22 protein-coding genes and 2 pseudogenes are annotated in these 25,532 nt (G+C 43.2%); 12 read left to right on the forward strand and 12 right to left on the reverse strand.

Features of this window, described 5'->3' with window-relative positions; translation table 11 throughout:
• Positions 1–178 precede the first annotated feature (178 nt).
• The 3 genes and pseudogenes from rarD to ACE3MQ_RS01535 form a co-directional block, all read left to right on the forward strand.
• Complete coding sequence (gene rarD / locus ACE3MQ_RS01525; RefSeq protein ID WP_379389885.1) at positions 179–1,057, forward strand: EamA family transporter RarD; 879 nt, start codon at positions 179–181, stop codon at positions 1,055–1,057.
• A 104-nt stretch (positions 1,058–1,161) separates the two neighbouring features.
• Positions 1,162–1,434: a hypothetical protein gene (locus ACE3MQ_RS01530; protein WP_379389887.1), complete on the forward strand. Its 273-nt coding sequence runs from the start codon at positions 1,162–1,164 to the stop codon at positions 1,432–1,434.
• 352 nt (positions 1,435–1,786) lie between these two features.
• A pseudogene (locus tag ACE3MQ_RS01535) lies at positions 1,787–2,104 on the forward strand (N-acetyltransferase family protein); the annotation flags it as partial.
• A 1,186-nt stretch (positions 2,105–3,290) separates the two neighbouring features.
• On the opposite strand, the gene ACE3MQ_RS01540 reads toward ACE3MQ_RS01535, so the two are convergent.
• The 3 genes from ACE3MQ_RS01540 to ACE3MQ_RS01550 form a co-directional block, all read right to left on the reverse strand.
• Complete coding sequence (locus tag ACE3MQ_RS01540; RefSeq protein WP_379389889.1) at positions 3,291–3,743, reverse strand: DedA family protein; 453 nt, start codon at positions 3,741–3,743, stop codon at positions 3,291–3,293.
• 81 nt (positions 3,744–3,824) lie between these two features.
• Positions 3,825–4,448, reverse strand: a complete 624-nt coding sequence (locus ACE3MQ_RS01545) for a hypothetical protein (RefSeq protein ID WP_379389891.1) — start codon at positions 4,446–4,448, stop codon at positions 3,825–3,827.
• 153 nt (positions 4,449–4,601) lie between these two features.
• Positions 4,602–5,897: an acyl-CoA dehydrogenase family protein gene (locus ACE3MQ_RS01550; RefSeq protein WP_379389893.1), complete on the reverse strand. Its 1,296-nt coding sequence runs from the start codon at positions 5,895–5,897 to the stop codon at positions 4,602–4,604.
• A 134-nt stretch (positions 5,898–6,031) separates the two neighbouring features.
• Between ACE3MQ_RS01550 and ACE3MQ_RS01555 the strand changes: the two genes are divergently transcribed.
• Complete coding sequence (locus ACE3MQ_RS01555; protein WP_379389895.1) at positions 6,032–6,589, forward strand: TetR/AcrR family transcriptional regulator; 558 nt, start codon at positions 6,032–6,034, stop codon at positions 6,587–6,589.
• A gap of 211 nt (positions 6,590–6,800) precedes the next feature.
• Here the strand turns inward: ACE3MQ_RS01555 and ACE3MQ_RS01560 are convergent, their stop codons facing one another.
• Positions 6,801–7,235: a MarR family winged helix-turn-helix transcriptional regulator gene (locus ACE3MQ_RS01560; RefSeq protein WP_379389897.1), complete on the reverse strand. Its 435-nt coding sequence runs from the start codon at positions 7,233–7,235 to the stop codon at positions 6,801–6,803.
• Positions 7,236–7,241: 6 nt separating this feature from the next.
• On the reverse strand, positions 7,242–8,198 hold the full coding sequence (locus ACE3MQ_RS01565; RefSeq protein ID WP_379389899.1) for a quinone oxidoreductase family protein: 957 nt from the start codon (positions 8,196–8,198) through the stop codon (positions 7,242–7,244).
• A gap of 359 nt (positions 8,199–8,557) precedes the next feature.
• Here ACE3MQ_RS01565 and ACE3MQ_RS01570 point away from each other — a divergent pair, with 359 nt between their 5' ends.
• From ACE3MQ_RS01570 to ACE3MQ_RS01585, 4 genes are all read left to right on the forward strand, one after another.
• Positions 8,558–8,824: a hypothetical protein gene (locus ACE3MQ_RS01570; protein ID WP_379389900.1), complete on the forward strand. Its 267-nt coding sequence runs from the start codon at positions 8,558–8,560 to the stop codon at positions 8,822–8,824.
• Positions 8,825–9,098: 274 nt separating this feature from the next.
• Complete coding sequence (locus tag ACE3MQ_RS01575; protein ID WP_379389902.1) at positions 9,099–10,268, forward strand: sensor histidine kinase; 1,170 nt, start codon at positions 9,099–9,101, stop codon at positions 10,266–10,268.
• On the forward strand, positions 10,255–10,941 hold the full coding sequence (locus ACE3MQ_RS01580; protein WP_379389904.1) for a response regulator: 687 nt from the start codon (positions 10,255–10,257) through the stop codon (positions 10,939–10,941). Before ACE3MQ_RS01575 ends, ACE3MQ_RS01580 begins: the two co-directional genes overlap by 14 nt.
• Before the next feature lie 216 nt (positions 10,942–11,157).
• Complete coding sequence (locus ACE3MQ_RS01585) at positions 11,158–12,036, forward strand: CPBP family intramembrane glutamic endopeptidase (RefSeq protein ID WP_379389906.1); 879 nt, start codon at positions 11,158–11,160, stop codon at positions 12,034–12,036.
• Positions 12,037–12,100: 64 nt separating this feature from the next.
• Here ACE3MQ_RS01585 and ACE3MQ_RS01590 read toward each other — a convergent pair whose 3' ends face one another.
• Complete coding sequence (locus ACE3MQ_RS01590; protein WP_379389908.1) at positions 12,101–12,466, reverse strand: helix-turn-helix domain-containing protein; 366 nt, start codon at positions 12,464–12,466, stop codon at positions 12,101–12,103.
• A gap of 113 nt (positions 12,467–12,579) precedes the next feature.
• Between ACE3MQ_RS01590 and ACE3MQ_RS01595 the strand changes: the two genes are divergently transcribed.
• Together ACE3MQ_RS01595 and ACE3MQ_RS01600 are read left to right on the forward strand one after the other, a co-directional pair.
• A complete protein-coding gene (locus ACE3MQ_RS01595; protein ID WP_379389910.1) occupies positions 12,580–13,230 on the forward strand; it encodes a nitroreductase family protein in 651 nt (216 codons plus the stop codon).
• 428 nt (positions 13,231–13,658) lie between these two features.
• The gene (locus ACE3MQ_RS01600; protein WP_379389912.1) at positions 13,659–14,174 is read left to right on the forward strand and encodes a hypothetical protein; all 516 of its coding nucleotides are present in this window, start codon (positions 13,659–13,661) and stop codon (positions 14,172–14,174) included.
• Positions 14,175–14,339: 165 nt separating this feature from the next.
• Here ACE3MQ_RS01600 and ACE3MQ_RS01605 read toward each other — a convergent pair whose 3' ends face one another.
• From ACE3MQ_RS01605 to ACE3MQ_RS01625, 5 genes and pseudogenes are all read right to left on the reverse strand, one after another.
• The gene (locus tag ACE3MQ_RS01605; protein ID WP_379389914.1) at positions 14,340–15,272 is read right to left on the reverse strand and encodes a DMT family transporter; all 933 of its coding nucleotides are present in this window, start codon (positions 15,270–15,272) and stop codon (positions 14,340–14,342) included.
• A gap of 34 nt (positions 15,273–15,306) precedes the next feature.
• Entirely contained in the window at positions 15,307–16,719 is a 1,413-nt protein-coding gene (locus ACE3MQ_RS01610) for an NAD(P)-binding domain-containing protein (RefSeq protein WP_379389916.1), read from the reverse strand.
• Between the two features lie 607 nt (positions 16,720–17,326).
• Positions 17,327–17,782, reverse strand: a complete 456-nt coding sequence (locus ACE3MQ_RS01615) for a DinB family protein (protein WP_379389918.1) — start codon at positions 17,780–17,782, stop codon at positions 17,327–17,329.
• A 130-nt stretch (positions 17,783–17,912) separates the two neighbouring features.
• Complete coding sequence (locus ACE3MQ_RS01620) at positions 17,913–19,139, reverse strand: copper amine oxidase N-terminal domain-containing protein (RefSeq protein WP_379389920.1); 1,227 nt, start codon at positions 19,137–19,139, stop codon at positions 17,913–17,915.
• A 690-nt stretch (positions 19,140–19,829) separates the two neighbouring features.
• Positions 19,830–19,955, reverse strand: a pseudogene (locus ACE3MQ_RS01625) (ABC transporter permease); the annotation flags it as partial.
• Positions 19,956–20,192: 237 nt separating this feature from the next.
• Here ACE3MQ_RS01625 and ACE3MQ_RS01630 point away from each other — a divergent pair.
• Together ACE3MQ_RS01630 and ACE3MQ_RS01635 are read left to right on the forward strand one after the other, a co-directional pair.
• Positions 20,193–21,053 (forward strand): polysaccharide deacetylase family protein, encoded by an 861-nt coding sequence (locus ACE3MQ_RS01630; RefSeq protein ID WP_379389923.1) that lies wholly within the window; start codon positions 20,193–20,195, stop codon positions 21,051–21,053.
• 170 nt (positions 21,054–21,223) lie between these two features.
• Positions 21,224–24,349, forward strand: coding sequence for a hybrid sensor histidine kinase/response regulator (locus tag ACE3MQ_RS01635; protein WP_379389925.1), 3,126 nt, complete (start codon positions 21,224–21,226; stop codon positions 24,347–24,349).
• 405 nt (positions 24,350–24,754) lie between these two features.
• On the opposite strand, the gene ACE3MQ_RS01640 is transcribed toward ACE3MQ_RS01635, so the two are convergent.
• On the reverse strand, positions 24,755–25,531 hold the full coding sequence (locus ACE3MQ_RS01640; RefSeq protein WP_379389928.1) for an ABC transporter permease: 777 nt from the start codon (positions 25,529–25,531) through the stop codon (positions 24,755–24,757).
• Between the last annotated feature and the right edge of the window lies 1 nt (position 25,532).

Here is a 25,532-nt window from a genome sequence, read left to right on the forward strand (position 1 = left end):
GAGCCAAGGACAAGAACTTAGTCCGATTACCGATTAGATGAATATCTAAGTAATCCCATTGCTACCTCATTAAGCTAACAGGTAGTTTATATGGGCCCCAATATTAATTCCTTTACTTAAACGCTGATCAAGGCGTATAATCCGTTAAGACATCGGAGTGAGAAGAGGGGAATTGAATATGAACAATGGGTTGGTCAATGCTATTATCGCGTATATCATGTGGGGGGTTCTCCCGCTTTATTGGAAATTGTTTAACGGTGTACCGGCGGGCGAGATTCTGTCACATCGGGTTGTCTGGTCATTCGTCTTCATGGGTATTCTCGTCGCCGTCCAGCGTCGCTGGGGTGACATAAAGCGGATTGCAGCTAGCCGCTCGCTCCTGCTGTCGCTCACCGCTAGCGGACTGCTGATCGCTGCTAATTGGCTCATCTTCATCTGGGCGGTCAACAACGACCATGTTGTCGAGACAAGTCTCGGCTATTATTTGAACCCGTTGCTGAACGTACTGCTTGCAGTTGTCTTCCTTCGTGAGAAGCCAAGTCGTGGCCAATGGCTCGCGATAGCCATCGCTGGTGCCGCGGTGCTCATCATCGCCATCGACTACGGGCGGTTCCCATGGATCTCAATCTCACTGGCCGCGACGTTTGGCTTGTACGGCCTCGCGAAGAAGAAAATCGGACAAGACGCTTCTGTAGGCTTGCTGTCGGAGACGGCTGTAGTCCTGCCACTTGCGCTCGGCTACTGGATCTATTTGGCCGCCGTGGGAAAGACGACGGCATGGACGCTACCTGTGTCCACATTCGTCGAACTGCTTCTTTCCGGCGTAGTAACAGCGCTACCGTTGCTTTTCTTTGCGCGAGCGGCTGCCCGGATGGCGCTGTCCACGCTCGGCTTCGTACAATACATCGGGCCTACGATCATGCTATTACTGAGCGTATTCGTGTTCAAGGAATCGGTCTCGCCGGTTCTTCTTATCGGCTTCGCGCTTATTTGGACAGCGCTTGTCGTATACGCTGCGGCATCGGTTCGGGGCACGAAACTCGCGAAGGCGCGCTGACGGCAAACACGTCCGAATTGAAATCTAGGGGATTATACAATACATCAAAGATTGTAGGGTACTGGGGGACTTAAGTTGCTGCCTGATTACAAAGCGGCTTGTTGTTGGGACTGATCCAGCCTGTGCTGAGTGTACCTGAAATCGTTATTTTACTGCTCTGGCCTCGGGGGAGGAAATCGACTTATACGATCACTGGTTCTGAGGCGTTTCACTTTGACATGGAAGGTGTTGTGGAAGACAAGAACATGGTTCCATTGAAAGTCGCTATTTTAGCGGCTTTTTTATTTTATCGGTACAGTTCTTGTCCCGAGCCAAGGACAAGAACTGTACCGATTGCCGTAAAGGACAAGAACTTATTCCGATTACCGATTAGATGAATATCTAACTACTTTCACTATTATACTTAAAGTCGTAGACCTCCTTAAACAGGGTGTATCTAATTTTTTCGTATTGTGAGTCAGTCAAAAGCTCTGGGTGACTCATGATATTCAAATGCAAAATGGGGTTGACACAAACCCCAACGATAAGTCTGTATTTTATTCATTTCTTCTCTTTGGCTAATGGAATCTCTTCTGTTAATCCCTTTAACCCTCTAACTGTAACTGCTCATATTGTAGGAACCTTATCGTTTCAGATTCATACTTAGCTACTCTTTCCGTTGAAAATAGGACGAAGAGCTGGGTTTGGACATTTGAAAATCGAACAGAACATGAATAAGTATTTGTTGCGGAAGACAATGACGGACGAATTGTCGGGTTTTCTTGTGGTGGTCGAAACCGAAATGAAGAATATTTGCATGACGGTGAACTTTATGCAATCTACTTATTAAAGGAGTTCCAAGGTATAGGTATTGGTAAATCACTCTTCAATTCAGTTGTTGAAACATTAAAAAATAATGGCTGCTCATCGATGATGCTGTGGGTATTAAAGGATAATCCATCTTTAGGGTTTTACAGCTCACAAGGCGGCCAACAAGTTGGTCAAAAGAAAATCACAATTGGGACGGATGATTTGGTCGAGATAGCTATTGGATGGGAGAGCATATAGCGTTTGAACTAACGGAAGACATTAGTTCAATAAATTGTCTTTTATGTCTCGTTGTACCGAACTGTCAAGGGACAATACGCCCAAGCCTTCCAGCCGCATGCCGATGTTTTTGATGGACGTTTCATCTTTACAGGAATTGTGGATCTAGTGTAGACACGGAATTAACCCGGATCTCTGCGGCGAGCAAGACGAAGAGGGAGCAGGATTAACGGTTGAAGCAACTGCGAATAGTTTTAAATAGGAGGGTGCGAATAAGTGGATAAGATGCCCAAGTAGTGGTGGACCTGCGAGAAGAAGCCACGGAATGCGCCTCAATAGTTCCTAACGTAAAATAGATTAAAATACCTTTGGCGGACCATGCAACGGTGTCGGAGGACAAGAACATGGTCCCATTGAAAGTCGCTATTTTAGCGGCTTTTTTATTTTATCGGTACAAGATCTTGTCCTTGGCTTGGGACAAGATCTTGTACCGATTGCCTTAAAAGACAAGAACATTAGCCGATTACCGATTAGATGAGTATCAAACTACGTTTGGCATCGATGAGGGACGGCGACGGGGATCACTATTTTGCGCTGTTTGAGCGAAGCGGAATGATTATCAAAGGATTGGACCAACGATTTAATCGGTTGCATGGTCCACATGATGTACTTCAAGGTGTGCCTGATGAATTTGAGGGATTTCTAAGGGAACCAACGATTATGATGGGTCTTGGTAGTGGGAGGGTACATCACTTTCATTCTTTTGCGTGGCGGCAGCTTCTTATTACCTGAAATGGAAAAGACAGAGAGAGGCTGCGTCAAATTGTCTGAGCGTTGGCTGGTTTTAACTGACAATTGGATATATGTACAAAATACGAGTTTTGTGAACATGTAATAATGATTTTTCAGAAAGCTATCCCTGTGAGCTTCTCTGTCCGTTGAAGTTAACCTTATTATTGCATTAGTGAACTTAAGGTTATTGCACAAGCAAAGTTCTTGTCATCCAACACATGCCTGAAAAAATCCCGGGATATTTAAAATGCCGGGATCTAAAACTAAATTTACATGTTGCAATAACCTATTTTCATTTCACTAATTCATAACCAATTAATAAGCTTACCATGATGAATGCAACAACAATAATTTAAAACTTAATTTTAATTTTATCCATCATGTCACCCGCATACCTATTTCGTTCATATTTTCTTTATTTACTAACCCACTCATTCCAGAAAGACAACTTGGAAAATTGCGAATTAGAAAGCTTGGTCGTGATAACAGTCCCAACGGCAATCGTCAGATGAACTGCGGCCCATTGGGGATCAATGAGAGACAGCAAATGCAATAAATGATCCCCAATGAATATGCCGAAAGCAAAGAACATAGCGGTCCAAACCAATGCGCTGGAATACGAGATCAAAGCAAACTTCTTGAACGATACTCCGTTTAGCCCAACGAATACAGGCAGAATATACCGAACGACCGGAATTAGAAATCCAAGACAAATGGCGAGATCACCATGCTGGTTAATCAGCTTCTCTGTTTTCAGGAAGTAAATTTCACTAGGAACCGGAATCCCAAACGGATCCAGGCAGAAGGCCAGGAAAAAAATAAGATACCCATGTTGATCGACTAGCTGTATGACGATGTCGCTGATCATGTTTTATTCTCCTCGTTGATGTCGATGAGAATATATCTACCAATAGCTCCTATTGCTCAGATCGTTTCATCGCCTATCAAATTAAATCTCTATATTAGTAATCATTAAACCAAGGATTAGCAGGAGCATACCGATGACTGCGGAGCCAACGATTTTTATCCAGAGTGCTGTTTTATAAGGCTCGCCGCTGCTTTTGATTTCCTGCTGCTTACGCCATCCATACTTAGTCATACCTTTCGGTTTGTACACCGACAAGACTGTTGCCACAAGTACGATCAACAATCCTCCACTTGGGTGTACGATGTGAATCGAATCCTTCAAAATAGTTATGTCGGCGCTCGACCATGTACTTTGTGACGCTATGGATACCGCATGGCTTAGTTCTAGTATATAGGCGATCAACATAAATACGGCTATAACGGTAAACACAAGCTTAAATAAGATCCAATAATGACGGAATAACCCCCACCCCGTGCCAAGTGATATCGTAATTCCGCTGAGCAGCGATGCAAAAGCCACGGGGACAACAATATAATTAGCAATCAAGGTCATGATTTGGAAAGCGGATCGTATCATATCGGCATCTTGATTGTTTAGGAGATAGGCGGCTACGGGAATATAAGCGGCTGCGGAGCCGAGCCATCCCATGGTAGTAATCACGTGTATCGTAAGTACAAGCTTGCGGAGAGTGGGTGAAAGAGTCATGTGTCCCTCCCCCTTGTCCCATACACTGTAATTCGTTTGGTCGCAATATTTTTTTTCATCATTACCATATCCTCCTATTCAAAAACATCATTGGGACAAGTCTAGCCATGCTGAGCAGACGATGAACCGGGGAATCGCGGGGTTAACTGCGGATTACTGGGGATGACCGCTGCTTTCCAATTGTTTGATCATCTCCATTAGTTGGCTTTCTGATAGAGCTGCGGCACCTAATGTCATGACATGCTGTGGAGGCAATCCCATTAGTACTCTTCCATATAGCTCTAGTCCAGTCGATGCTGTAGTCAAGGCATGATTGGATCCGCCTCTAATGTCCCGGAATATTTGAGACAAGCGATTGGAATCGGCAACGACACTCCCTCCGCTCTCTGCCACTAGCAGATCTACGGCTTCCCAGCACAGCATGGCTGCATAGGTCATATCTGTCTGCAGCTGTGCCATTTCCTTTAAACTAAATGGTTCCGTGTTCAACACGTGCCGCTCCAAATTGTCGATGGTTCGACTGATATGAAGATGAGCGGATTCAACCTTCATAGCCGCAAGCCCTACTTTATACTGAATATGACCTACTGCTGCCTGAGAAGTATGGACAGTCATTGAAATTCCCTTGTGAGGTGCTTTCTCAATAAAATATTCGACCGCCCCTCTGGCGAGTCCGAGAATCGCGCTTATACCGGTTGTTATGATGATAATATGCTGTGCGTATGGTTTGTATTTGTCACGGACATTCAACTGGGCAGGCAGTCCAGCTCCCTGATGCATGTCTTGGGTGATGACATTTTGGTCGGGTACAAACAAATTATTGATTTTCAGACTATTACTTGCGGATCCCCTTAAACTCATCGTATACCAATCGTCAACAATCGTGATTTCACTCATCGGAATGACGGCCAGCATCATCTCCATTGCCATGCCGCCTTCCTGCATGGACTTTCTGTCCTTCAAGTTTAACAAAGCATGGGTGGCGTGCTTTGAAGCTGAACCGAACCCCCATAAGCCCTCCTCGATCAGATACCCTCCGTCCACTTTCTTCACGACCGCTTTATTTGCGAGCAATACAGAACAAAAGCGGATCTCCTCTGCCTGGTTAAAGATCGAATCTAATACGCCGGGAGGCAATGATAGTGCAGCATTATAGTTATTTCCGTTGATGATTTGAACGACCCAGCCTACAGAACCATTCCCCTTGGACACCTCGGAAATAATTTCGATCATGGCACGAATACTGACATCATGACCCCCGTACTCTTTCGGTGTGCCAAGCTTAAACAGCCCCGCATCCGAAATTTTTTGAATCACTTCATCAGGAATTTCCCGTTCTTCATCAATAATCGTACCGAACTTTTGCAGATAGGGAACTAATTCGGAAGCATGGTTGAGCAGTTGCTGTTCATGAGCAGTGAGTTGATGTACTGTACTTAAATTGGCCATTACTATCCACTCCTTTTTATACACATGTATATTTAAAATGTGATTGTAGGATAAATGATATAATGTATAATTTAACTAAACAACCGATAAAATTCCATATATGTCGAAAAACTGTACAGAAAGAGGAATCTGTCATGGAAAACAAAACAACCGAAGATCTTCGAGTCAAAAGAACACATAAGCTTCTATACAATGCTTTGTTAGAATTAATGGAAAACCACCCGTTTGAGAGTATAACGGTGAAGCAGATCTGTGATCTGGCGATGGTACATCGAACTACGTTCTATACACATTTTCAGGATAAATACGATTTACTTTCACGTGCAATGCAACAAATTGCTGATGAAGAATTTAAGGAATTTAACGATGCATCCTTTTCTCCAACCGATAATTTCAGGGAACTATTTTCGTTAGCACTGAAACATAAGAAATTGTTTTCCCATCTCTTAGCCGAAGAGAGGGATTCTTTGAGAAATCTGTTGCGAAAAGAGATGGGCAGGGGCATGAAACAGTACTTGGTTGTGCATAATTTGATGGAAGAGAATGACATCGACATGCAAATTAAAATAGAGGCTTACATCGGAGCTGTGCTGGGTGTGCTGAATTGGTGGATTGAGAGTAAAATGCCTATCGATCTCGATGAAATGATTAAAAAAATGAATATCTTTTCCGCAGGAAATTTCGCGGAATAATCTCGTATTTCTTACTGATGAGGATCTGTTCCAACTATCCTCCGTTGCTTTAACGAACAAAGGCAGCCGATCGATTGGTGTCGGCTGCCGAGGTGCATGAACTTATTCATTATCATGATCTGCAGAGTCGCCAGACGGCTCCCTTCTGCAGCGGCAAGTTTAAGGCACCCTAGTTAGGCGAGGCGCATCCTGAAATCTTTATTCCGCATTTCTAGTCGAACTTTTGCAGCGATTCGAATAATCGTCTTAAATGAATCAATAAGTTGTTTTTTTCCGTCAGGGTCCAATCCACTAAAGCTTCGCGTATAATGCCTTCACGGGCGTGGCTAATTATTTCGTTAATTTCCTCTCCGTATTTCGTCAATTCAGACACACGAATCCGAGAATCTGAAGTTGATGGATAAGTATAGACCAACCCGGCGGTCTCCAGCTTATCGATTTGTCGACTAACACTCGAATAGTTTTTCCCCATCATACCAGCCAAATCACTAACACTAGTCGGTTGAAGATGCGCGATGCCGACGAAGACGCGAAAGGTCGCTGCCTCTAAATGTACGCCGGCATGAGCAATCATTTTCTTATCACGGTCTGGCCGATTGATCAAGGAAACCAAGTCGATCACCGCTTTAAAAATTTCCTTTTCCATTACCTATTAAACCACCTTTATAACTGGACGGGGCGTCAGCGGGGCATTCCAAGCCTCTTCGATCTCTTCTAGCGTATACTCTTTTATGGCCATATGAAGCTTCTCTTCAGCGGCCATTTCAAAAACAGCTTTAACAGCGGATAGCATATCGGCTTTAGAAACACTCTTACCTCCGCTACCTACCAATTCAATTGTTGACGAGCGCAAAATAGATGAAGGTAAATGTATATTCTCTTGTCCAGATGAAGTTCCAATGCTTACAAAGCGGGTTGTACGATCCGTATTTGACTTGGCAAGTGCTGACATGATAGCGATTGCGCTATCGCCCCAAAGGTAATCCAATATAACATCAATACCATCGGCAACAACTGACAATAGGGCGTTTTCAAACATGTTTTGTCCGTTGTCGTCTGTCGTATCAAATGCAATGACCTCACCGGCTTCAAGTGCTTGCAACTTTGATTCGTTACGTCCGGTTACAATGATCTTCTTGGCCCCCAGCGCCTTAGCAATCTGAACCGCTAAACTGCCGGAAACACTAGTAGCGCCATTAATCAATACAGTTTGGCCGGATTTGAAACCGGCTCGAAATACCAAGGCAGCCCATGACGACATAGCAGGGTTGGCGATAGCGGCAGCAGTAAGATCATCAATACCATCTGGCAAACGGACAGTCAGTTTTTCGTTGACCATGGTTTGCTCAGCCAAGCTACCAAATGGTGCAGTAGGCAGCGCAAAGTAAACTCGAGTCCCGTCTTCCAAACTCCCAACTCCGTCAATACCCGCTACAATTGGAAAGTTAACTCCAGATGAATAATGCATACCCATTGAATGGAACTTGCTAACTCGACTCAGGGCTGTTGCCGAAACTTTAATTAGTACTTCTCCGGCAGTCACAACGGGGGAATCAAAATGGCCCAATACGGGAATTGTCCCCTTCTCCTTCACAATTGCTGCCTTCATAGTTATCACGCCCTTCTTTCAATTCAAATTAAGTGCAATTTGCACATAACTAAGATAACATAAATTATGTGCAAATTGCACATTTTATATTGAGCCCATTTCCGATGTCATCTGACGTGAATAAAGAAATTACGTATTAACAAACTACATTCTCAATAAACGTTCATGGTTATAATTCCAGGGTCGATTATGTATCACTCCCTACAATTGCTTAGAAGTAAGTTTTCTGAATCCCACTTCACTTTGAAAAAAAGTCAATATAAACAGAGCTATAGAGTTAATATCCTAAAGATTTACAGTTGTCTATGTTATACTTTAAAAACATAGTGAGCTTGTGAAAAAGATGAGTGCAAGGGGACGTGAGAAATGAATTTAATGATTTGATTAGCGAGGGAAATGATAGCGTTGATGCTACAAATATCATGATTGAACGATGGCAAGATATAGGAACTGACCCTGACGAAGCTTTAGTATTCTGGCTCGCGTTAGCTGCAACCCAATGGAAAATAGGGCGCTTAGATGAACGAACTAAAGAAAAGGCTCTCTCTATAATCGAGAACGGTAACGACCTTTTGCGCTGGTATCATGAAAACGATCCAAAAGGGATAGCCCGGATGCCCGGTTAAAACTTGTTGCCTAAAATGTCCACATGAAAATAAAATTTACCGCCCCCCCCACTCATTGCTTACTTGGAAAAGCTTTGACGAGAAATTAAAAGACTTTTATCATTTTTCCTAGTTTCTTTTATTAAAATAAATAAGCCAACGGGGGAATCAAAATGACCCATTGCGGGAATGGCTCCCATTGCCTCGATTCCGTTGTGGCAAATCCCAGTCCAGGTTCCGTATTTCATGTATAATCAATGAAAATCATCAGCAGGCTTAGTAAGGAAGGATACGTATGAAAAAAGTTTTTTTTATCATGGACTGGGGGATATTTGGACTCCGGTCCTATAATTATATTTTGCTGTTATTTCATGTTTTAATGGGGAATGAATATTCGGCTCGAATATTCGTGGACATTGTCTGGCTCTTGGCGGCGCTTATTATTCCATTTCTATTCTGGTTTCCGCAGCGAAGGATGAACAAGGAATGGTTCATCTCACTTGAACTATTGCTAGGCGGATCTTACTATATGAAATCATTCATGCAGGCGGATCATTTGGGGAGTGTCGATTATCTTATTCCAAGTCTTATAATCGGTTACTTATTGACCAGAAAGACAGCCTGGACTATGCCGGTCCTATTAGTAATGCCCTTTACCAGCATGTTATTTGGAAAAGTTACATGGGAGCTGGCGCTCGGTTCAAGCTCAGATAACCTTCTGTTCTCCTTTATCGGGATTTGGGTCAACTTTATTGCCAAAGCCTACCATGATAAAAATAAATTAGCCAAAGAAATTGATGAACAAAATAAATTGTTAACCCAATATGCTGCCGAGATCGAAAGGATGACGCTGCTGGAGGAACGAAGTCGTATGTCCAAGGAGATGCATGACATGTTAGGACACTCTTTTATTTCCCTCATTATGAGTCTCGATGCTGCTATTACACTTCTAGACAAAAACCCAAATCTGGCAAAAGATAAATTGATTCGTATAAGAGGACTGACGGAACAAAACTTGGATGAAATGAGGGACATCGTGCACAAGATGGGGGAGGAAGAAAACATAAGCCTAGTGAACCATGTCGAGCGACTCGTGAACAACTTTCGAGATTATACCGGGACGGTTATTCGTCTCACGTTGAACGGAACAGATCGGGTTCTTCGTTTCGATGTGCAGCAATCAATACTTCGGGTGATACAAGAGTCTTTTACGAATGCACTAAAGCATGGAAAAGCAACGGAAATCGAGTTAGGTATCTACTTTTATCCATCGACTTTGCGGCTTTCCATTCAAAATAATGGAAAGCCCTTGGGCAAGTTAGAGCATGGGTTCGGCCTGACAACAATGAAGAATCGGATTGAGAGGCTGGGAGGTACTTTTTCAATCTCCGCCTTGGCGATCACTGGCGTTGAAGTCAGATGCGAAGTACCACTAAAAGGAGATACGTTGGATGCCGAAAATTAAAGTACTCATTGTTGATGATCAGGAATTGATCCTTGAAAGTCTAAATATAGTCCTTGAGATAGAGGACGATATCGAGGTTGTCGGATTGGCTAAGAATGGTGAAGAGGCGATCAGCTATTGTGAAAAAAACCATCCGGATATCATCCTCATGGATATAAATATGCCTATTATGGATGGCGTTGCTGCTACAGAGAAAATCAAGTCTCGATTCCCGTCAGCGAAAATTATTATTCTAACTTCGTACAAAGAAGTTGAATATGTTCTGGCAGCGTTAAGCTATGGAGCTGAAGGCTTCCTGCTTAAAGCCATCCACCCCAAACACCTCATCGCCGGCATGCGGGTGGTTCACACAGGAGGCACACTCATTTCGCCGGAAATGGCAGACAAAATGATTAAAAGCATGCTGAAAAGCGGTATTTCATCGACTATGGATACAAGGTCCCTGAAAGCCGAATGGCTTGAGAAAAACAATGAATTCGGACTTAGCACCCGCGAAGTTCAAGTTCTTAACAAGCTGGCGTTAGGTCTGCGCAATCAGGATATCGCTAAGGCATTATATCTTAGTGAAGGTACGGTTAAAAATTACATTTCGAATATTTATTCGAAATTGAATGTAAAAGGAAGAAGAGAAGCTGCCTATAAGGCTAGGGAAACAGGGATTTTAGATCCTTAAAGAACACATAAAGAAGGAATAAGATCTCCCAATAGATCTGCTCAAAGCCGACACCTTAACGGATATCGGCTTTTATTTTGCTAACGTCATATGACCATGATATGACGAAACGGTACTACTGACGTATGACTTTTTTAAAGTATCGTATGCTTTGTAACCTGCAATATCGGAAGATAAATCGATATCCCCTCAGGGGAAGAGGAGCGATCGCTGAACATGAGTAAGACGAATACACCCGACAATAAAGAGCTTAGAAGGATGAGAACATCCCCGTTTGTTTCGTTCTTCCAATTCCCCGTCGTCTGGATGTTGGTGGGCGCGCTTGGGATCATCCTTGCCAACGTGTCATTCAGCTATTTAAAAGCACCAGGGTCCATCATACTAACCCTTGTCGAAAGCGCCGTTATCATCGTGATCTACTGGCTTGTGATGAAATTTCTGGCGCGGCGTCCGCTTCCCGAACTTCCGTTCCAATGGCGTGCGGTATCGGAAGTTATTTTCGGCGCTGCCGTAGGCCTTATCTTTATCATCGTTTCAACAGCCCTCATCGTCTTACTTGGCGGATATTCATTCAAGTGGTCGCCCGAAAACGCCAGCTCTGTCATCTTGCCTATCATCACCACACAGCTCGTCGCTGCCTTCGTAGAAGAATTGATCTTTCGGGGACTTGCCTTTCAAGCTATTGAAAAAAAGGGCGGAAGCTTGCTTGCACTGGCCCTAACCTCCCTCTTCTTCGGGATCGCTCACCTAGGAAACCCTGGAGCTACGGTTTGGGGAGCCTTCTCTATTACCATCGAAGCTGGTTTATTGCTGGGTGCAGCCTTCCTATGGCGGCGAAATGTTTGGTTTATCATTGGCCTCCATTTTTTTTGGAATGCCATAGAGGGACTCTTGGGCATTCCCATATCTGGCCATCCCTCCTCCGGTTTTTTCACGGTCGAAGTTACGGGCCCAGACCTTCTCACTGGAGGCAAATTTGGCCTTGAAGCTTCGATAATTCCCGTAATCATCAGTCTGTTGATCACCATACCTATGCTGCTCTTTGCTCGCCGCAAAGGGCATCTCCTATCTCTCCGTCAAGATCCGAAATCATAACGAACCTGAACAATACTAATAATTTCACCTTACTTGTGATACGGTTCAGCATATCATCACCCATTTAATATTTTCCAAAACCCTTTTCGCAAGTAATGTCCAACTTGAGAATGTTATAAAGGTTTTGCTTGGATTCATCTAATTTTTTTTGAGCTGCTTCAATTTCCGCAATTTTCATTTGTATCAGGCTTACATGCTCTTCCTTCGACATTCCGTTTTTCGAGATCATTGATTTAATATCCTGAATTGAAAAGCCAACTGCCAAACAATGCTTTACAACATTCAGATGATGAATGATTTCTGTCGCATAAATCCGATAGTTATTTTGATCTCTCAATACATATTCGTCCGTGATAATGCCTATTTGCTCATAATAACGGATCGTTGAAATCGGGAGATCCATACTTTTCGCTACTTCACTTATCCTCATGACCATCCTCCAGTTTTAGGGCTTGCTATAAAGTGTACTTTATAGTTTACCATCTTAGTGGTACTTGTAAACAACATCATTTCCAAAATCAACCGAAAAAGGAGAGAAACATATTGAGCATCCTTACAGGCAACTACCAGAAAACAAACGATTTCAACGAAATTTCATTGGAACGTCGCTCCGTTAAAGTTTACGATCCCGAAGTGAAAATCAGTCGGGAAGAAATGACCGAGATCTTAGCGAAAGCTTCCCGCGCCCCATCTGCCATTAACATGCAACCCTGGCGTTTCCTTGTGATCGACAGCCTCGAAGGCAAAGAAAAACTCGCACCACTGGCCTCCTTCAACCAGACACAGGTTTTGACATCTTCGGCTGTTATTGCGGTGTTTTATGACTCCAACAATATTGAATATATGGACGAAATATTTAATAGAGCAGTAGAGCTTGGCTACATGCCTCAGGACATCAAGGATATGCAATTGCAACAGGCAAGGCCTTATTATGCTAGCCTGACTCCATCCGCCTTGCGCGATATAAACATGCTGGACTCGGGTCTTGTGTCCATGCAACTAATGCTTGTAGCTCGCGCCCATGGCTATGACACCAACCCAATGGCAGGTTATGACAAGGATCGAATCGCGGAGGTCTTTCACTTGGACAAGGAGCGATTCCAGCCGGTCATGCTGCTTTCGATCGGTAAAGCGGGCAAAGAAGGCTATCCTTCCTACCGATTACCAGTAGATACGATTACCACTTGGGCATAATCGGACTTTTAGCAACGAGAAGTCCTAGTACTTATTATTGAATGAACTTGCCACTAAAGCAGGTAAGAAGATTTCAACTCTGATTAAAAGTCAACTCCAGCAGTGGATCGCAGGTTTACCCAGCTATATCAAGGCTTACTTGCCAATTTCATGCTGCGAAAGTTGAGATCTTAACTTCACTAAAAAATGAAGTAAGGATTAGTGCATTAGAAAAAATCCTTGAAATACAAGGCTTTTAATGCAAGTATTTTAAGTTCACCGTACATGATCTAACCCAGTTGGGATTAACGGGTCTTTATGTCCTTCTCCTTATACCCTATTCTCTTATGAACATACTCCTATTCATATTAATCAAATAATTATATTGCATATTCAAAGTGCACAAGCCATAATCATTAAGTATTAAATAGGTATAGGGGGTATAATCGTTGAACTTCTCTCCAGTAATTGCATTGTTCATTCTTCTTTTGATATGGATTCTTTTTTTTATCGTTTCTTTTCGTAAACAATTAAGTAATATGGTGGGCATGATGGCATCGATGGCAGTTGGAATGTCTGTGGGTTTGGGAATGGGCAGTATTCTAGCCCTAATGATTTCAGACAACTTTTTTATAACAACATTGCTTGGCATGTTAATAGGTGCCCTAGCCGGTTTACTTATTGGATGGCCTTTCGGCCTTATGGCAGTGATAGACGGATTATTATCTGGAGTCATGGGCGGTATGATGGGAACAATGCTTATGGTTATGTTACCTCCCTCTTCAACTCATACTATGATGAACATTATTTCTTTACTGACTATTGCAATTCTGTTTCTGGTTTTTATTTTGCTACAAGGTGAAATTACCCCTAGTGACCTGTATATGAAATCATCCCTTTTATCCAAACCAGTTTGGATGTTTATCACAATTTGTTTTTATCTGGTTGTTAATCTTTTTGTATAAAAATTTGATATCAAATTCAAGCTCAATAATGTACAAAAATGCCTAGAGTCCGAAAAGCCCTAGGCATTTTTATTTCATCTATTTCTTTACGTTTTTGCCAACAAAACAAAAACGGCTTTAGCCTTCTGTCGATGAGATCATATCGGGAATGTAACAAAGTTCTTGTTATCCGGCATCTTTCGTATTAAATTTTTCCTGCGCTCTATTGAATAATGAAGCATTCAACTTTTTTCCGCGATAATTCACGAAATAAATACTTACACCTACTAATAACAGCCCTACGACAAGGCGGTAAGTTAGTGGTTCATCTAAAAACACCGTACTGTTGAATACTGCAATGATCGGTACAAGAAACGTGAATGTCCCGACTTTGCTTGCCTCTCCCGCATTAATAAGTTTGTAGTAAATGATATAGGCCAGTGGAATGCCAAAAGTGGAGGCGTATCCGAGTCCCAAAAGATACTTACTATTCCACCATTCAATAGCTGACCAATCTTCAAAAATGGTTCCCGTACCTAAGAGAATAGCTCCACCAATAATAAACTGCAAAGCAACCATCCAGTAAGCATCTACTTCACTGCTTACCTTCTTCACATACACTACACCAAGGGCCCAGCTCAATGCCATAAGCAGCCCTAAGACTACACCAATGGTTGATACATGGACGGTTAATCCGTCTACACTGACAATTACAATTCCAAGGAATCCAATAATCAACCCCATGATTTTAAGCGGCGACATGTGCTCTCCAAGCCAAATCCAAGCAAACAATCCAAGTAGAACGGGCTGGAAATAGACAAGCACGGAAAACAATCCTCCAGGCAAATACATGAGCCCTATGGTCTGTAACCCGAAAAAGAGAATCGTATTAAAGAATGCTGAAATAAAGTATTTCGCCCAATTCTGGCGCCATTTAATCCTGTTCCTTATTTTATATATGAGAGCTGCAAGGACAAGGCCCCCAATCAAAGCACGAATACCCGCAAATAATAACGGGGGTGTATAAGGGACAGCCACTTTATAGATCGGGTAACTCCCGCCCCAAATAAAGACTAGTAATAGTAAAGCCCACGTCGATTTTGAAAAGACTTTCCCCAATTGTCTATCCTCCCTTCAATAGATGAATAGTCAATTAAGACTTTATCCATTCTCCAACAAATTCAGCTTCATTATAAGAAAAGTAATTTTCCAGAATCTCCTCACGATGATCAGAGAACAGCTGGTCTGCCACAGCTGAAACGAGTCTAGGTATCCCATATCTCATTCCCGGAAGCGAAGAGGCTGATATACCACAGCTAACTAAAGCTGAATAGTTAAAAGCGAAAAGCCCATAGAGAAGCTTTGCATCCGTTTTATCCCGGCGTGTGAAGGTAAAGCCAGGGCCAAGGTAAGGATACTCATCAAGCTTGGGGTTAGCGATGTCAGCAGGTGCATGATAATAGTCTTTCCAACGTGCAATATGGCGTTCGAAAAGCTTTAGCTCTGGACGTAAAGAATGATCAGTCATTAGACCCGTGGAAATGATTAAAAAATCAAAAGTGAAATTACCTTGTGGAGTAGTGACAACCGCCTTATCAGCTTCAACATGTACGTCAAGCCATGGTGCACCTAAGTGGAGTGTAAAGCCGGGATGTGAAGCTGCACGCTCAAAGGTGTCATTCGTAGGAGGTTGATGTTCTAAGTAATGGGCCATAACGGAATATTTCTCAGCATCAGATAGAACATGAAAACGTTCAATTATACCTGCAGTCCCCATTTTTCGAATGGGGTTAATACTTGGTATCTCCGTGCGGCGAACAAACACATGAGCCGAACTCACACCTTCAGTTAATGCATAATTGGCATTATCAAAAGCTGAAGCTCCACCGCCTAAAATGCCCACCTTCTTGCCTTTTAAGGCATTAAAGTCAATGTCCTCTGAGGTATGTGCATAGAGGTGACGAGGTAATGATTCGGAAATCATAGGTGGTACATGCCATTCCCCGCTGCCTTTAATTCCAGTGGCTAAGATAACCTTCCGGGCCAGCAATGTATTAGAAGATGCTCCCGCTCCTTCCATATGCAGTCGATAAACATCTTCCCCTGCAGGCTCAATAAGCTTCACCTTTACCTCATTAACAACAGGTATGTTAAGAACCTTTCGATACCAACGCAGATAGTTCATCCAATCGTTCCGTGGTATCTTATCGATGTTCTCCCAACTTTGTGATCCAAATTGTGCTTCCCACCAGGAGCGAAAAGTCAGAGAAGGCACTCCAAGATCAATGGATGTCAAATGTTTAGCCGTACGCAATGTCATCATACGAGCGTACGTTACCCAAGGCCCTTCATATCCTTCCACATTTTCATCGATGATCAGGATATTAGATATTCTTTCACGTAAAAGCCCAAAGCCCACACCTAAACCACACTGGCCGCCTCCTATAATCGCTACATCGTAGACATGTCCCTCAGGATGGTGGGCCCGGCATACCCAGTCCTCTCCCCCAAATGCAAGATAAGAAAGATCCCTTTTTACTTGTTCATTCAAAGCTTCTAAACTCATAATTATCATTCCTTTCAAAATATGGTTTATTATCTTCTGAACTAATTATCTTGAATTTTATCTAGAACACATCTTATTCAATTAGTCCTTTATTTTTCGAATTTCCTTCGATTCGATTTAATCTTGTTTGTTAAGTTATTCTTTACTTTATCTGAATGGTGGCTTTTTCTTGCACCGTCTTATGAGCAGCATTGATGTGATTACAACAATTTTCATTAAAACTTTCTGAAATCATCTACATTGCCTCACCTCCTTAATCTTACAATTAATATACCCTCCCCCCCTAGAGTATGTAAAGGGTTATTATAAAAAAATTTAACAATTTTTTTAATGCATTCCATTAAACTAAGGAACTTCTTTGGTTGGAATCAAATAGCGCCCGCCTGCCGGATTCACCATTTACAGCAACGTATCGCTCCACTTGTTTTGTTCGGCACCAGCATGTTTGTGCCCGTCTTTTGCCTCCTCCCGCCCACGCGCTCCGCGAAGGCCGGGAGCTTACGCGCCAGCCGGCGCCGACTCTATCGTTAAAACAAAAAAGCCGCGATTTTCGCGGCTCCTTAAGCGTATATGTTCTTGTCCTCCGACATCTAAAGCTCTGTTCCTGTTAGAGCCTCGCGAACGTGATGTAATCGACTTGGGCAGGCTCTGCCGATTCGATCCGAAGTGCCTGGTTGATCTGTCCCCGGTGATATTGCCCATGTAAGAGGATCTGCGACAGGATGTCCCGGACGGACGTTCGGAACGGAACCTCGCTCAGGTTCGCATAGTCGATCATCTCGTCCAACTCAGATTCCTCGAGCCCTTCGATATAGACGCGATATTGCTCGGCGTTTTCTTCGAACATCGTCCGGATCTCCGCCAGGTCTTCCACTTCCTCCCACAACGAATATTGCCCGCTGCCCTTGCCCTGCAATCGGGACAGCCATACTCGTTCCGCGACCGCGACGTGCCGCACCAGCTTCAGAAGGTCCTTGTTCTTCGTCTCACTCTCTTCGAGCGCGTCCAAGATGCGTCCGTCCGCCCAGTACAGGTGATCCATCATGCTCTTGATCGTCTTCATTTCGGTTTCCCCTCTTCGTCTCATCGATTACTTGAACCTACTGTTATCCGTTAGTTTAATCATGTTGCTTAATCAGATATATTTTACGACAACAGCAACACAATTATCTCTCGACCATTTTAGCAGCTTCTTATTTCATGTCCTGCCAGCCCTCGAAATCGTGAATGGCAAAGCCGGCATAGCTTGCGTAGCGCGCCAATTTATTATGGGCGGACTGAAGCTCCTTTTCCATCACTTCATTGCTCATAGAATAGAATGAGACTCGCGGCCCCTCTTTACTTTTAACCGTTTCTACTGCTACAACAATTTCCTTCTTGAGCGTGGAGGCTTCTCTCAGCATGGGCTGTGCATTTTCCACAATTCCATTATCGCCTAACGCATGATTCCGATAATTCATGATGACGAGGCAATCAAACTTCTCCAGCAGCCATGCGCTCATACTGTATTTCTTCCCGGGTACATGAACCGTATTTAGCCAATACGGAACGTCCATTGTAATTTTCAAGCCGCTGCCTTTGGTTTCTTTTTCGATCAGTCTCAAATTGTCCATCCAGCTTTCAAGAATCACCTTGTTGCCCTTTGTCCATTCGTTAAGCGCATAAGGTTCAATATCGAAATGCAGTCCCGTAAAGCTTGCTTCCGGGTCAACAGAGGTATTATAGGTTTTAACCCATTCGATGAATTTTTGAATGCCCTCCTGCCCAGATTTATAGACCCATTCGGGGCGCCCTTCAAGTGCTTCTACTAAAATTCCTTCGCTTTTGGCTTTTCGTATAAAGTCCTCATATATCGTTGAATCAATATCTCTATTCACCTGAAGGTAAATAGATGTCACACCCTTCATTTTTGCGAAGCTTATAATTTTCTCTTGATCCTGTTTGATGATGTGAGTGTCCCATATCCATGTTCCTTTCGGAACATTGCCCACGGAGCTCATAATGCTCACCAGCTTGTGCGTGGGCTGCCACTCCACATTTGCATGCAGGGCTTCGCTTATAAAACGCAGCGGAACCATCGTACGGCCGTTTTTGAGCACTGCCGCCCCTTCAAAGTCTACTCTTTTTCCGTTCACCAATGCATGATGATCGCCAATCGCCAAAATAACAGTGTCACGGTTAAGCGAAATTGTGATTTGTTTTAATTTTCCGTCCCATTTCGTAGCAGCTCCGAGCTTGTCGGATACAAAAGCAAGTGGAACCATCGTAAGGTTGGATCTCTGATCGACATATGGGTTCTCATCCGGGAACTGTACGTCACGCCCATCCACGGATACTCGAACTTCAGAAGCGTAGATAGCGGGGGTAAACGCTGCTAAACTTAGCATGATAGCTAACGTGCATACAAGCAATTTTCTCATGGGTGATTTCCTCATCTTTTTCGAATTTGTTCTTTTCTTACTGTTAACGCATTATCACATAATGTGATTATACGGTATGTAATAATTGGCAACAAGGTCAGGCGCACTCTGTTAGTTCTCTTAGAATAAGGAGTGACCCTTCTTTAACCGCGAAAATTGGCACAGTAAATTATTGAGATAGACACAGTCCTAGTCTCCTCTCCCCTTGCTACCGCTGAATCAATCAGTCAGGGATCATCTAAAGCCCATACTTATAGACAGTGAATCTATTTAAGGGTCTTGACTTGTGGACTGACAATTAGAAGTTGGTTAATTAACTAAAATTAATATAATTTATTATATCCTCATTTTAGTCCAAGGCTATTGTAGATAAAAGCGAGAGATACCATCTACATATCGATCGTATTCTTGGGAAAATATTTATTGAGTTAATTCTCGCTATTTGAAGTCTTACTCCAGGTCACAGCGAACAACATAGAATAAAATATAAAAACAGCCAAGACTGCGCCTCTTCAAAAGGCACAATCTTGGCTAAAAAAGACTTGAGCTTGATACAAATTTTCCTAGGTATACTAAAGCGTTTGTTTTCAACTTTAAATTCGATGAGACATAATATTTGTTATGTAAACCAACACTAAAAGGCTCCGAATTTTCATTGGGGCCTTTTAGTGTTGCCATATTCATTTGCCCCTACCGCCTCAACGCTGTCGTGCTGACAACGCCGTAACGCGACAGCAATTTTCGCCCAAGCAGGGCTACCGCACGATCGGTCAGAAAACCCATCAATCCCAGGCAAATCAGCCCGATTGCTAACCATAAATAACGAGGTTCCCCCTGACTAATAATCATTTGATAAGGATTTGTTAAGAAGTGCTGTACCGATTTATTAAGATTCAGCTTTTATACTAGAGTTTATTGTTTTGGTCGATGTCATATTGGTGCATTCGACAGCGTTTTAAACGCTTGTCATGGAGTCCGAATATGAAAAAATGATCAATTACTCATATTTCCCGGCTGCCGCCGAGGTTAGATCGTGTAAAGGGGTATTCATCCATGAAGATACATATTCTGCATTCTATTAAGATTATTCTATTTACTGTTTCCTTATTGTTGGGTGCCACTCAGTCAGGGCCAACTCCCGTTTATTATTCAAACCAAGTTGCGATTCTCATGTATCATCACATTGTCGATAAACCGGAAAAGCCGCATATGCTACCTGTCAAGCAGTTCAGACAGCATATGGAGATGCTGAAGACAAATGGATTTAATGTCATCTCTATGGATCAATACATAGATTTCATGACAAGAGGAACAGCGATACCGAATAATGCCGTATTGCTAACGTTCGATGATGGGTACGATAGCTTTTATACTCACGCCTATCCGATATTGAAAGAATATGGTTACACTGCTACTAACTTTGTCATTGTCTCTTTCATCGACAATCGCATTGGGATACCGAAATTGACATGGGATCAGATGCGGGAAATGAAGGAGGAAGGCATGAGCTTCTACAGCCATACATACGATTCTCACAAATACGCTCCGATTAATGCCAAAGGAGTAGAAAGACCGATGCTCTCCCACCGCCTTTACTTAAAAGACAAGAAACGAGTGGAGACTCAAAAAGAGTACATTAAGCGCATTACAGACGACTTGGCATTAGCCGAGAAACGATTACGCGAGGAACTTGGCAATACGCGCGGCGGCGTCGCGTTTCCATACGGAACGTTCAATGATGAGGTGCTAGAAGTACTGAAATCAATGGGCATCGAAATCACCTTTACCATCAAGAAGGGAATGACGACGAAGAAAGACATCAATGCGCTTCGCTTCGACGCAGGAAACATCGAGTATACAGCGGAGAAGCTGGCCGAACTGCTCAAAGGACAAGGCAAGTCATCGGCCCTTTGACTGTTACTATTAACGGCGAACAAGTCAACTTTAAGAAGCTTTCCAAACTAGTATTGAGTTTAGCTAACCTAACAAATTGGCCAACTCCATCCTTCATCGGGATTATACATCACTGTTCACGCTACCCCTATGCAGGATAAATCCGCAGGTATGTCGAAAATGATCTAACTATGATCACTCTACGAAAAATAATTATACCTATATTCATATTCCTTCTTATTCTCACTGTCATACGTATTCTATGGATCAGTGTGCAAGCTGTTCCCGACCATCCTCGTGCTGTACACGGCCAATTGGATTTACGTGACTGGGATTTCTCTAAGAATCGTATCCTGACCCTGGATGGAGAGTGGGAATTTTACCCCCATACCCTTCTCATGCAAAATAATGCTTCACAACAGCAGCATGAACTCGCCCGGGATCGCGAGTTTATTCAGGTTCCGGGAAATTGGCGTTCCTTGTTTTCCTTGCAACAAGCATCCAGTAATGCTTGGGGATATGGTTCTTATCGATTACGCATCCTAGTTAATCCGGAAGAATACCGAACCTACGGTATACAAATCCGCAAGATTGCGGCATCATCAGAACTTTATGTGAATGGGGCTAAGTTAGGACAATCCGGTCAACCTGGAGTACAAAAGGATGAGTATACACTGGGTAACGTTCCCTACTGGACCGCTTTTCAAGTTGAAGGGGAAGAAATAGAAATCATCATCCACGCTGCGAATTTTTTATATCACGAGAAAGGCGGTATCAATCAATCGATTAAATTCGGCAGTTCACATGCGGTGCAGCATGCCTACTGGTTTTCCTACGGCATGCAATGGACCGTCACGATCATTCTTTTAATTCATGCCATATTTGCCTGCATTATCTATATGATTGGTACACGTCAAAAAGCTTTGATCTACTTTGCGCTCCTTATTACCTGTGCGATTGGATTGACCATCACTGACGATGATAAGATTCTCATGACCTGGTTGCCGATTAGCGCAGAGTGGAACGGAAGGCTTCTTTTGCTATCCTTACTGGGAACGGCAGTTTTTTTGCTTTATGTTATACGAGATCTGTTTCATAAATATTGGTTGTTTGACATCCATAAATGGTACTTCATGCTTTATATTGTGGTTTCCTTATATATTTTAATAGCTCCCTATGAGTATGCTCTGCTAGTTAGAAATGTGTTCCCTCTCCTGTACATCGTACCGTTTCTTATAGCATCCTTTATAACGTTCTTGGTTGTGATCAAGGGTGAGGAAGATGCTATCTTCTTGCTGTTAAGTGTGACCAGTTTAACTACGAATGTGATTTGGGGAGTAGTAAAAAGTAGATTTTGGTGGAATTTAGAGTATTACCCGATCGATATCATCGTGACTTTTCTCGCCTTTGCGGCGTTCTGGTTTAAACGGCATTTTCGGATTGCTGCCAAAACGGCACAGCTTACCAACATTCTTCAAGAAGCAGATCGGCGGAAGGATGAATTTCTGGCCAATACTTCACATGAGCTGCGAAATCCGCTGCACGGTATGTTAAATATTGCTCAAAATGTCCTTCACAGCGACAAAAGCGTTCTGAGCCCAAAAGACTCCGATCAGATAGAACTTCTTCTGTCGATTGGCAGACGTATGTCCTTCTTACTGAATGATTTGCTTGATTTGACCCAGCTAAGAGAAAAAGGAATTCGTTTGCAAACAAGCGGTGTCTGGATTCAAGCCGTGGCTTCCGGTGTATTCGATATGCTTGCTTATCAAGTCCAGAACAAGCCCGTTCGGTTCATCAAACAAATACCGGAATCATTCCCTCCTGTGCTTGCAGATGAGAATCGGCTAATACAAATCTTATTCAATCTGGTTCATAATGCTGTGAAGTATACGCATGAAGGAACCATCATGATCAAAAGCGAAATAAAGGATAGAAAAGCATATATTCGTATAACAGACACTGGAATTGGTATGGATGAAGAAACGCAGCAGCGTATATTTGAACCTTACGAACAAAGTAATTACAATCAGGATGCCGCAGAAGGGGGCATCGGACTGGGATTGCATATTTGCAAGCAATTGGTGGAATTACATGGGGGTACACTAACAATAGACTCTGCTCCAGGCTGTGGGTCAACGTTTTCTTTTTCCCTCCCCTTCTTTGACTCATCTATCCAGAGTGCTGCTGCAGAAATTGTAGCGGCAGATGTAGAGAATCACGCTGACTTGTATCAAACTACAGCTTTTGAATTGCAAGAGACGAGTTATCCGCCTGTCACGGTACAGGCTAGCGACAAGGCGAACATCCTGGTAGTAGACGACGATCCCGTTAATTTAAACATTTTGACCGAACTTCTATCGGATGAATCTTACGATGTTTTCACTGTAACGAGCGGATCACAGGCTCTATCTATGCTGGACACCCGAGAATGGGATTTAGTCATTACCGACGTGATGATGCCGCAAATGTCAGGCTATGAACTGACTCGTATTATTCGCGGACGGTTTTCCACTGCTGAACTGCCGATTTTGCTGCTCACCGCTCGAACGAGATCTGAGGATATCGAAGCCGGCTTCCAGTCCGGTGCCAACGATTATGTAGCTAAGCCGATGGATGCTATGGAGTTACGCGTTCGGGTCAAAGCTTTAACCGGATTAAAACATTCCGTACGTAAACAAATGCAAGTCGAAACCGCTTGCTTGCAAGCACAGATTCAGCCGCATTTTTTGTTCAATACCTTGAACTCCATCGCTGCGTTAAGCGAATTTGATACTACGAGAATGCGCTCATTGCTTGAAGTTTTCAGCAAATATTTGCAAGCTAGTTTCGATTTCCAAAATTTAGATCGGTTTGTGCCGTTGGAGCATGAGCTTGAGCTCGTTCGTTCCTACTTATACATTGAGCAGGAACGATTCGAGGAGAGGCTGCAGATTGTGTGGGATCTGGACGAGCCTCTTTCGCTGCAAATTCCTCCGCTAACGATTCAACCGCTTGTAGAAAATGCGGTTCGACATGGTGTCCTGGCACGCCCGGAAGGCGGTACGATCCATATTCATATTATTGATCACGCTGACCATGCAGAAATATCCGTAAGCGATAACGGTGTAGGAATGAATGAGGAAACGTTGAGGCAATTAATGAGCCGTAAACACGATCAGGAGCTGGATCCTCATTTTAATCCTGATTCTAACAAGCGTCCGGGTATCGGCCTGTACAATACCGATCGACGTTTGAAGCGAATTTATGGAAAAGGATTGCTGATCGAGAGCGAGCCGGATAAGGGAACCAGGATTTCATTTATTGTTCTAAAATAATCAACCAGATGATCAAGGTGAGTTTGTGTGAATAAATTGCTGCACATACATTCCCCTGAATTTTTAAGTAATAAGTTCCCCACCGGGATCTCATTTTTGATCTTTTAAATCGTCCTTTTAAGTAAGACAACATAACAATTGTTATGTAAACCCCATTACAACCCCAAAATATTCCATCAGTAAAAAAGACTAGCTCCATAAAATAAATGGTATGCCAAATTGGATTAAAAAATCGGATCATCATACTGCAACCATGAAAAATAAAAGGCATCTTTACAACCAGTAAAGATGCCTTTGCAATGTTTACTCCCGAAGTAAGTTCGTAAACTTAACCTCGGCCTCAAGATAAAATAGGCTAAGCTGCTTCTTGAAAACACAGACATTTCCGGTATCCCAAATAAGTAACTACCGCCTCAACGATGTCGTGCTGACAACGCCGTAACGCGACAGCAATTTTCGCCCAAGCAGCGCTACCGCACGATCGGTCAGAAAACCCATCAATCCCAGGCAAATCAGCCCGACAAAAATCCAATCGGTGCGGAAGAACAGCCGTGAATTCCAGATAAGATACCCTACTCCCTCGTTGGAAGCGATCATTTCCGCCCCAATAATGGCCATGAACGATGTACCCATAGCGAGGCGAATGCCTGTAAAAATATAAGGAACCGTAGCCGGAATGATGACGTAAAGAACGATTTGCCATTCCGAAGCTCCCATGCTGCGCGCGGAGCGGATTTTATCCTCATGCACAGACAAGACGCCGGTCAATGTGTTCAGAATGACGATGAAAAATGTCGCATACATGATCAGCATCACCTTAGACGTTTCTCCAATTCCAAACCAAACCAGGAATAATGTAATAAACGCGATGGGCGGAATGAACCGTATAAAATTGAGAAAAGGCTCTGCGAATAAACGGATCGCGTTCACTTTACCAACAATAATGCCCACCGGTACGGCAACCATGCTGCCCAGCGTCCAGCCCAGCAGAACACGGTATGCACTGATTCCGATATACTGCAGCAGTGTTCCATCCGACAGCAACTCGTATCCGCCTCTTGCTGTATAGAGCGGCCCCGGAAGAATTTCCGGGCCGTAGACCAGTGAAAGCAATTGCCAGAGACCAAGGATTACGAACCAAAACAGTAGCTGCAGCGACACCTTCTTTATTTTCCCGTTCATG

The sequence above is a fragment of the Paenibacillus lentus genome, assembly GCF_042714055.1.
GTDB classification, from domain to species: domain Bacteria; phylum Bacillota; class Bacilli; order Paenibacillales; family Paenibacillaceae; genus Fontibacillus; species Fontibacillus lentus_A.

What these genes read in the sequence shown, in the direction of transcription:
- rarD (WP_379389885.1), top strand. Translation starts at nt 179, where the DNA reads ATGAACAATGGGTTGGTCAATGCTATTATCGCGTATATCATGTGGGGG.
- ACE3MQ_RS01540 (WP_379389889.1), bottom strand. Translation starts at nt 3,743, where the DNA reads ATGATCAGCGACATCGTCATACAGCTAGTCGATCAACATGGGTATCTT.
- ACE3MQ_RS01545 (WP_379389891.1), bottom strand. Translation starts at nt 4,448, where the DNA reads ATGACTCTTTCACCCACTCTCCGCAAGCTTGTACTTACGATACACGTG.
- ACE3MQ_RS01550 (WP_379389893.1), bottom strand. Translation starts at nt 5,897, where the DNA reads ATGGCCAATTTAAGTACAGTACATCAACTCACTGCTCATGAACAGCAA.
- ACE3MQ_RS01555 (WP_379389895.1), top strand. Translation starts at nt 6,032, where the DNA reads ATGGAAAACAAAACAACCGAAGATCTTCGAGTCAAAAGAACACATAAG.
- ACE3MQ_RS01560 (WP_379389897.1), bottom strand. Translation starts at nt 7,235, where the DNA reads ATGGAAAAGGAAATTTTTAAAGCGGTGATCGACTTGGTTTCCTTGATC.
- ACE3MQ_RS01565 (WP_379389899.1), bottom strand. Translation starts at nt 8,198, where the DNA reads ATGAAGGCAGCAATTGTGAAGGAGAAGGGGACAATTCCCGTATTGGGC.
- ACE3MQ_RS01575 (WP_379389902.1), top strand. Translation starts at nt 9,099, where the DNA reads ATGAAAAAAGTTTTTTTTATCATGGACTGGGGGATATTTGGACTCCGG.
- ACE3MQ_RS01580 (WP_379389904.1), top strand. Translation starts at nt 10,255, where the DNA reads ATGCCGAAAATTAAAGTACTCATTGTTGATGATCAGGAATTGATCCTT.
- ACE3MQ_RS01585 (WP_379389906.1), top strand. Translation starts at nt 11,158, where the DNA reads ATGAGTAAGACGAATACACCCGACAATAAAGAGCTTAGAAGGATGAGA.
- ACE3MQ_RS01590 (WP_379389908.1), bottom strand. Translation starts at nt 12,466, where the DNA reads ATGAGGATAAGTGAAGTAGCGAAAAGTATGGATCTCCCGATTTCAACG.
- ACE3MQ_RS01610 (WP_379389916.1), bottom strand. Translation starts at nt 16,719, where the DNA reads ATGAGTTTAGAAGCTTTGAATGAACAAGTAAAAAGGGATCTTTCTTAT.
- ACE3MQ_RS01615 (WP_379389918.1), bottom strand. Translation starts at nt 17,782, where the DNA reads ATGAAGACGATCAAGAGCATGATGGATCACCTGTACTGGGCGGACGGA.
- ACE3MQ_RS01620 (WP_379389920.1), bottom strand. Translation starts at nt 19,139, where the DNA reads ATGAGAAAATTGCTTGTATGCACGTTAGCTATCATGCTAAGTTTAGCA.
- ACE3MQ_RS01630 (WP_379389923.1), top strand. Translation starts at nt 20,193, where the DNA reads ATGAAGATACATATTCTGCATTCTATTAAGATTATTCTATTTACTGTT.
- ACE3MQ_RS01635 (WP_379389925.1), top strand. Translation starts at nt 21,224, where the DNA reads ATGATCACTCTACGAAAAATAATTATACCTATATTCATATTCCTTCTT.
- ACE3MQ_RS01640 (WP_379389928.1), bottom strand. Translation starts at nt 25,531, where the DNA reads ATGAACGGGAAAATAAAGAAGGTGTCGCTGCAGCTACTGTTTTGGTTC.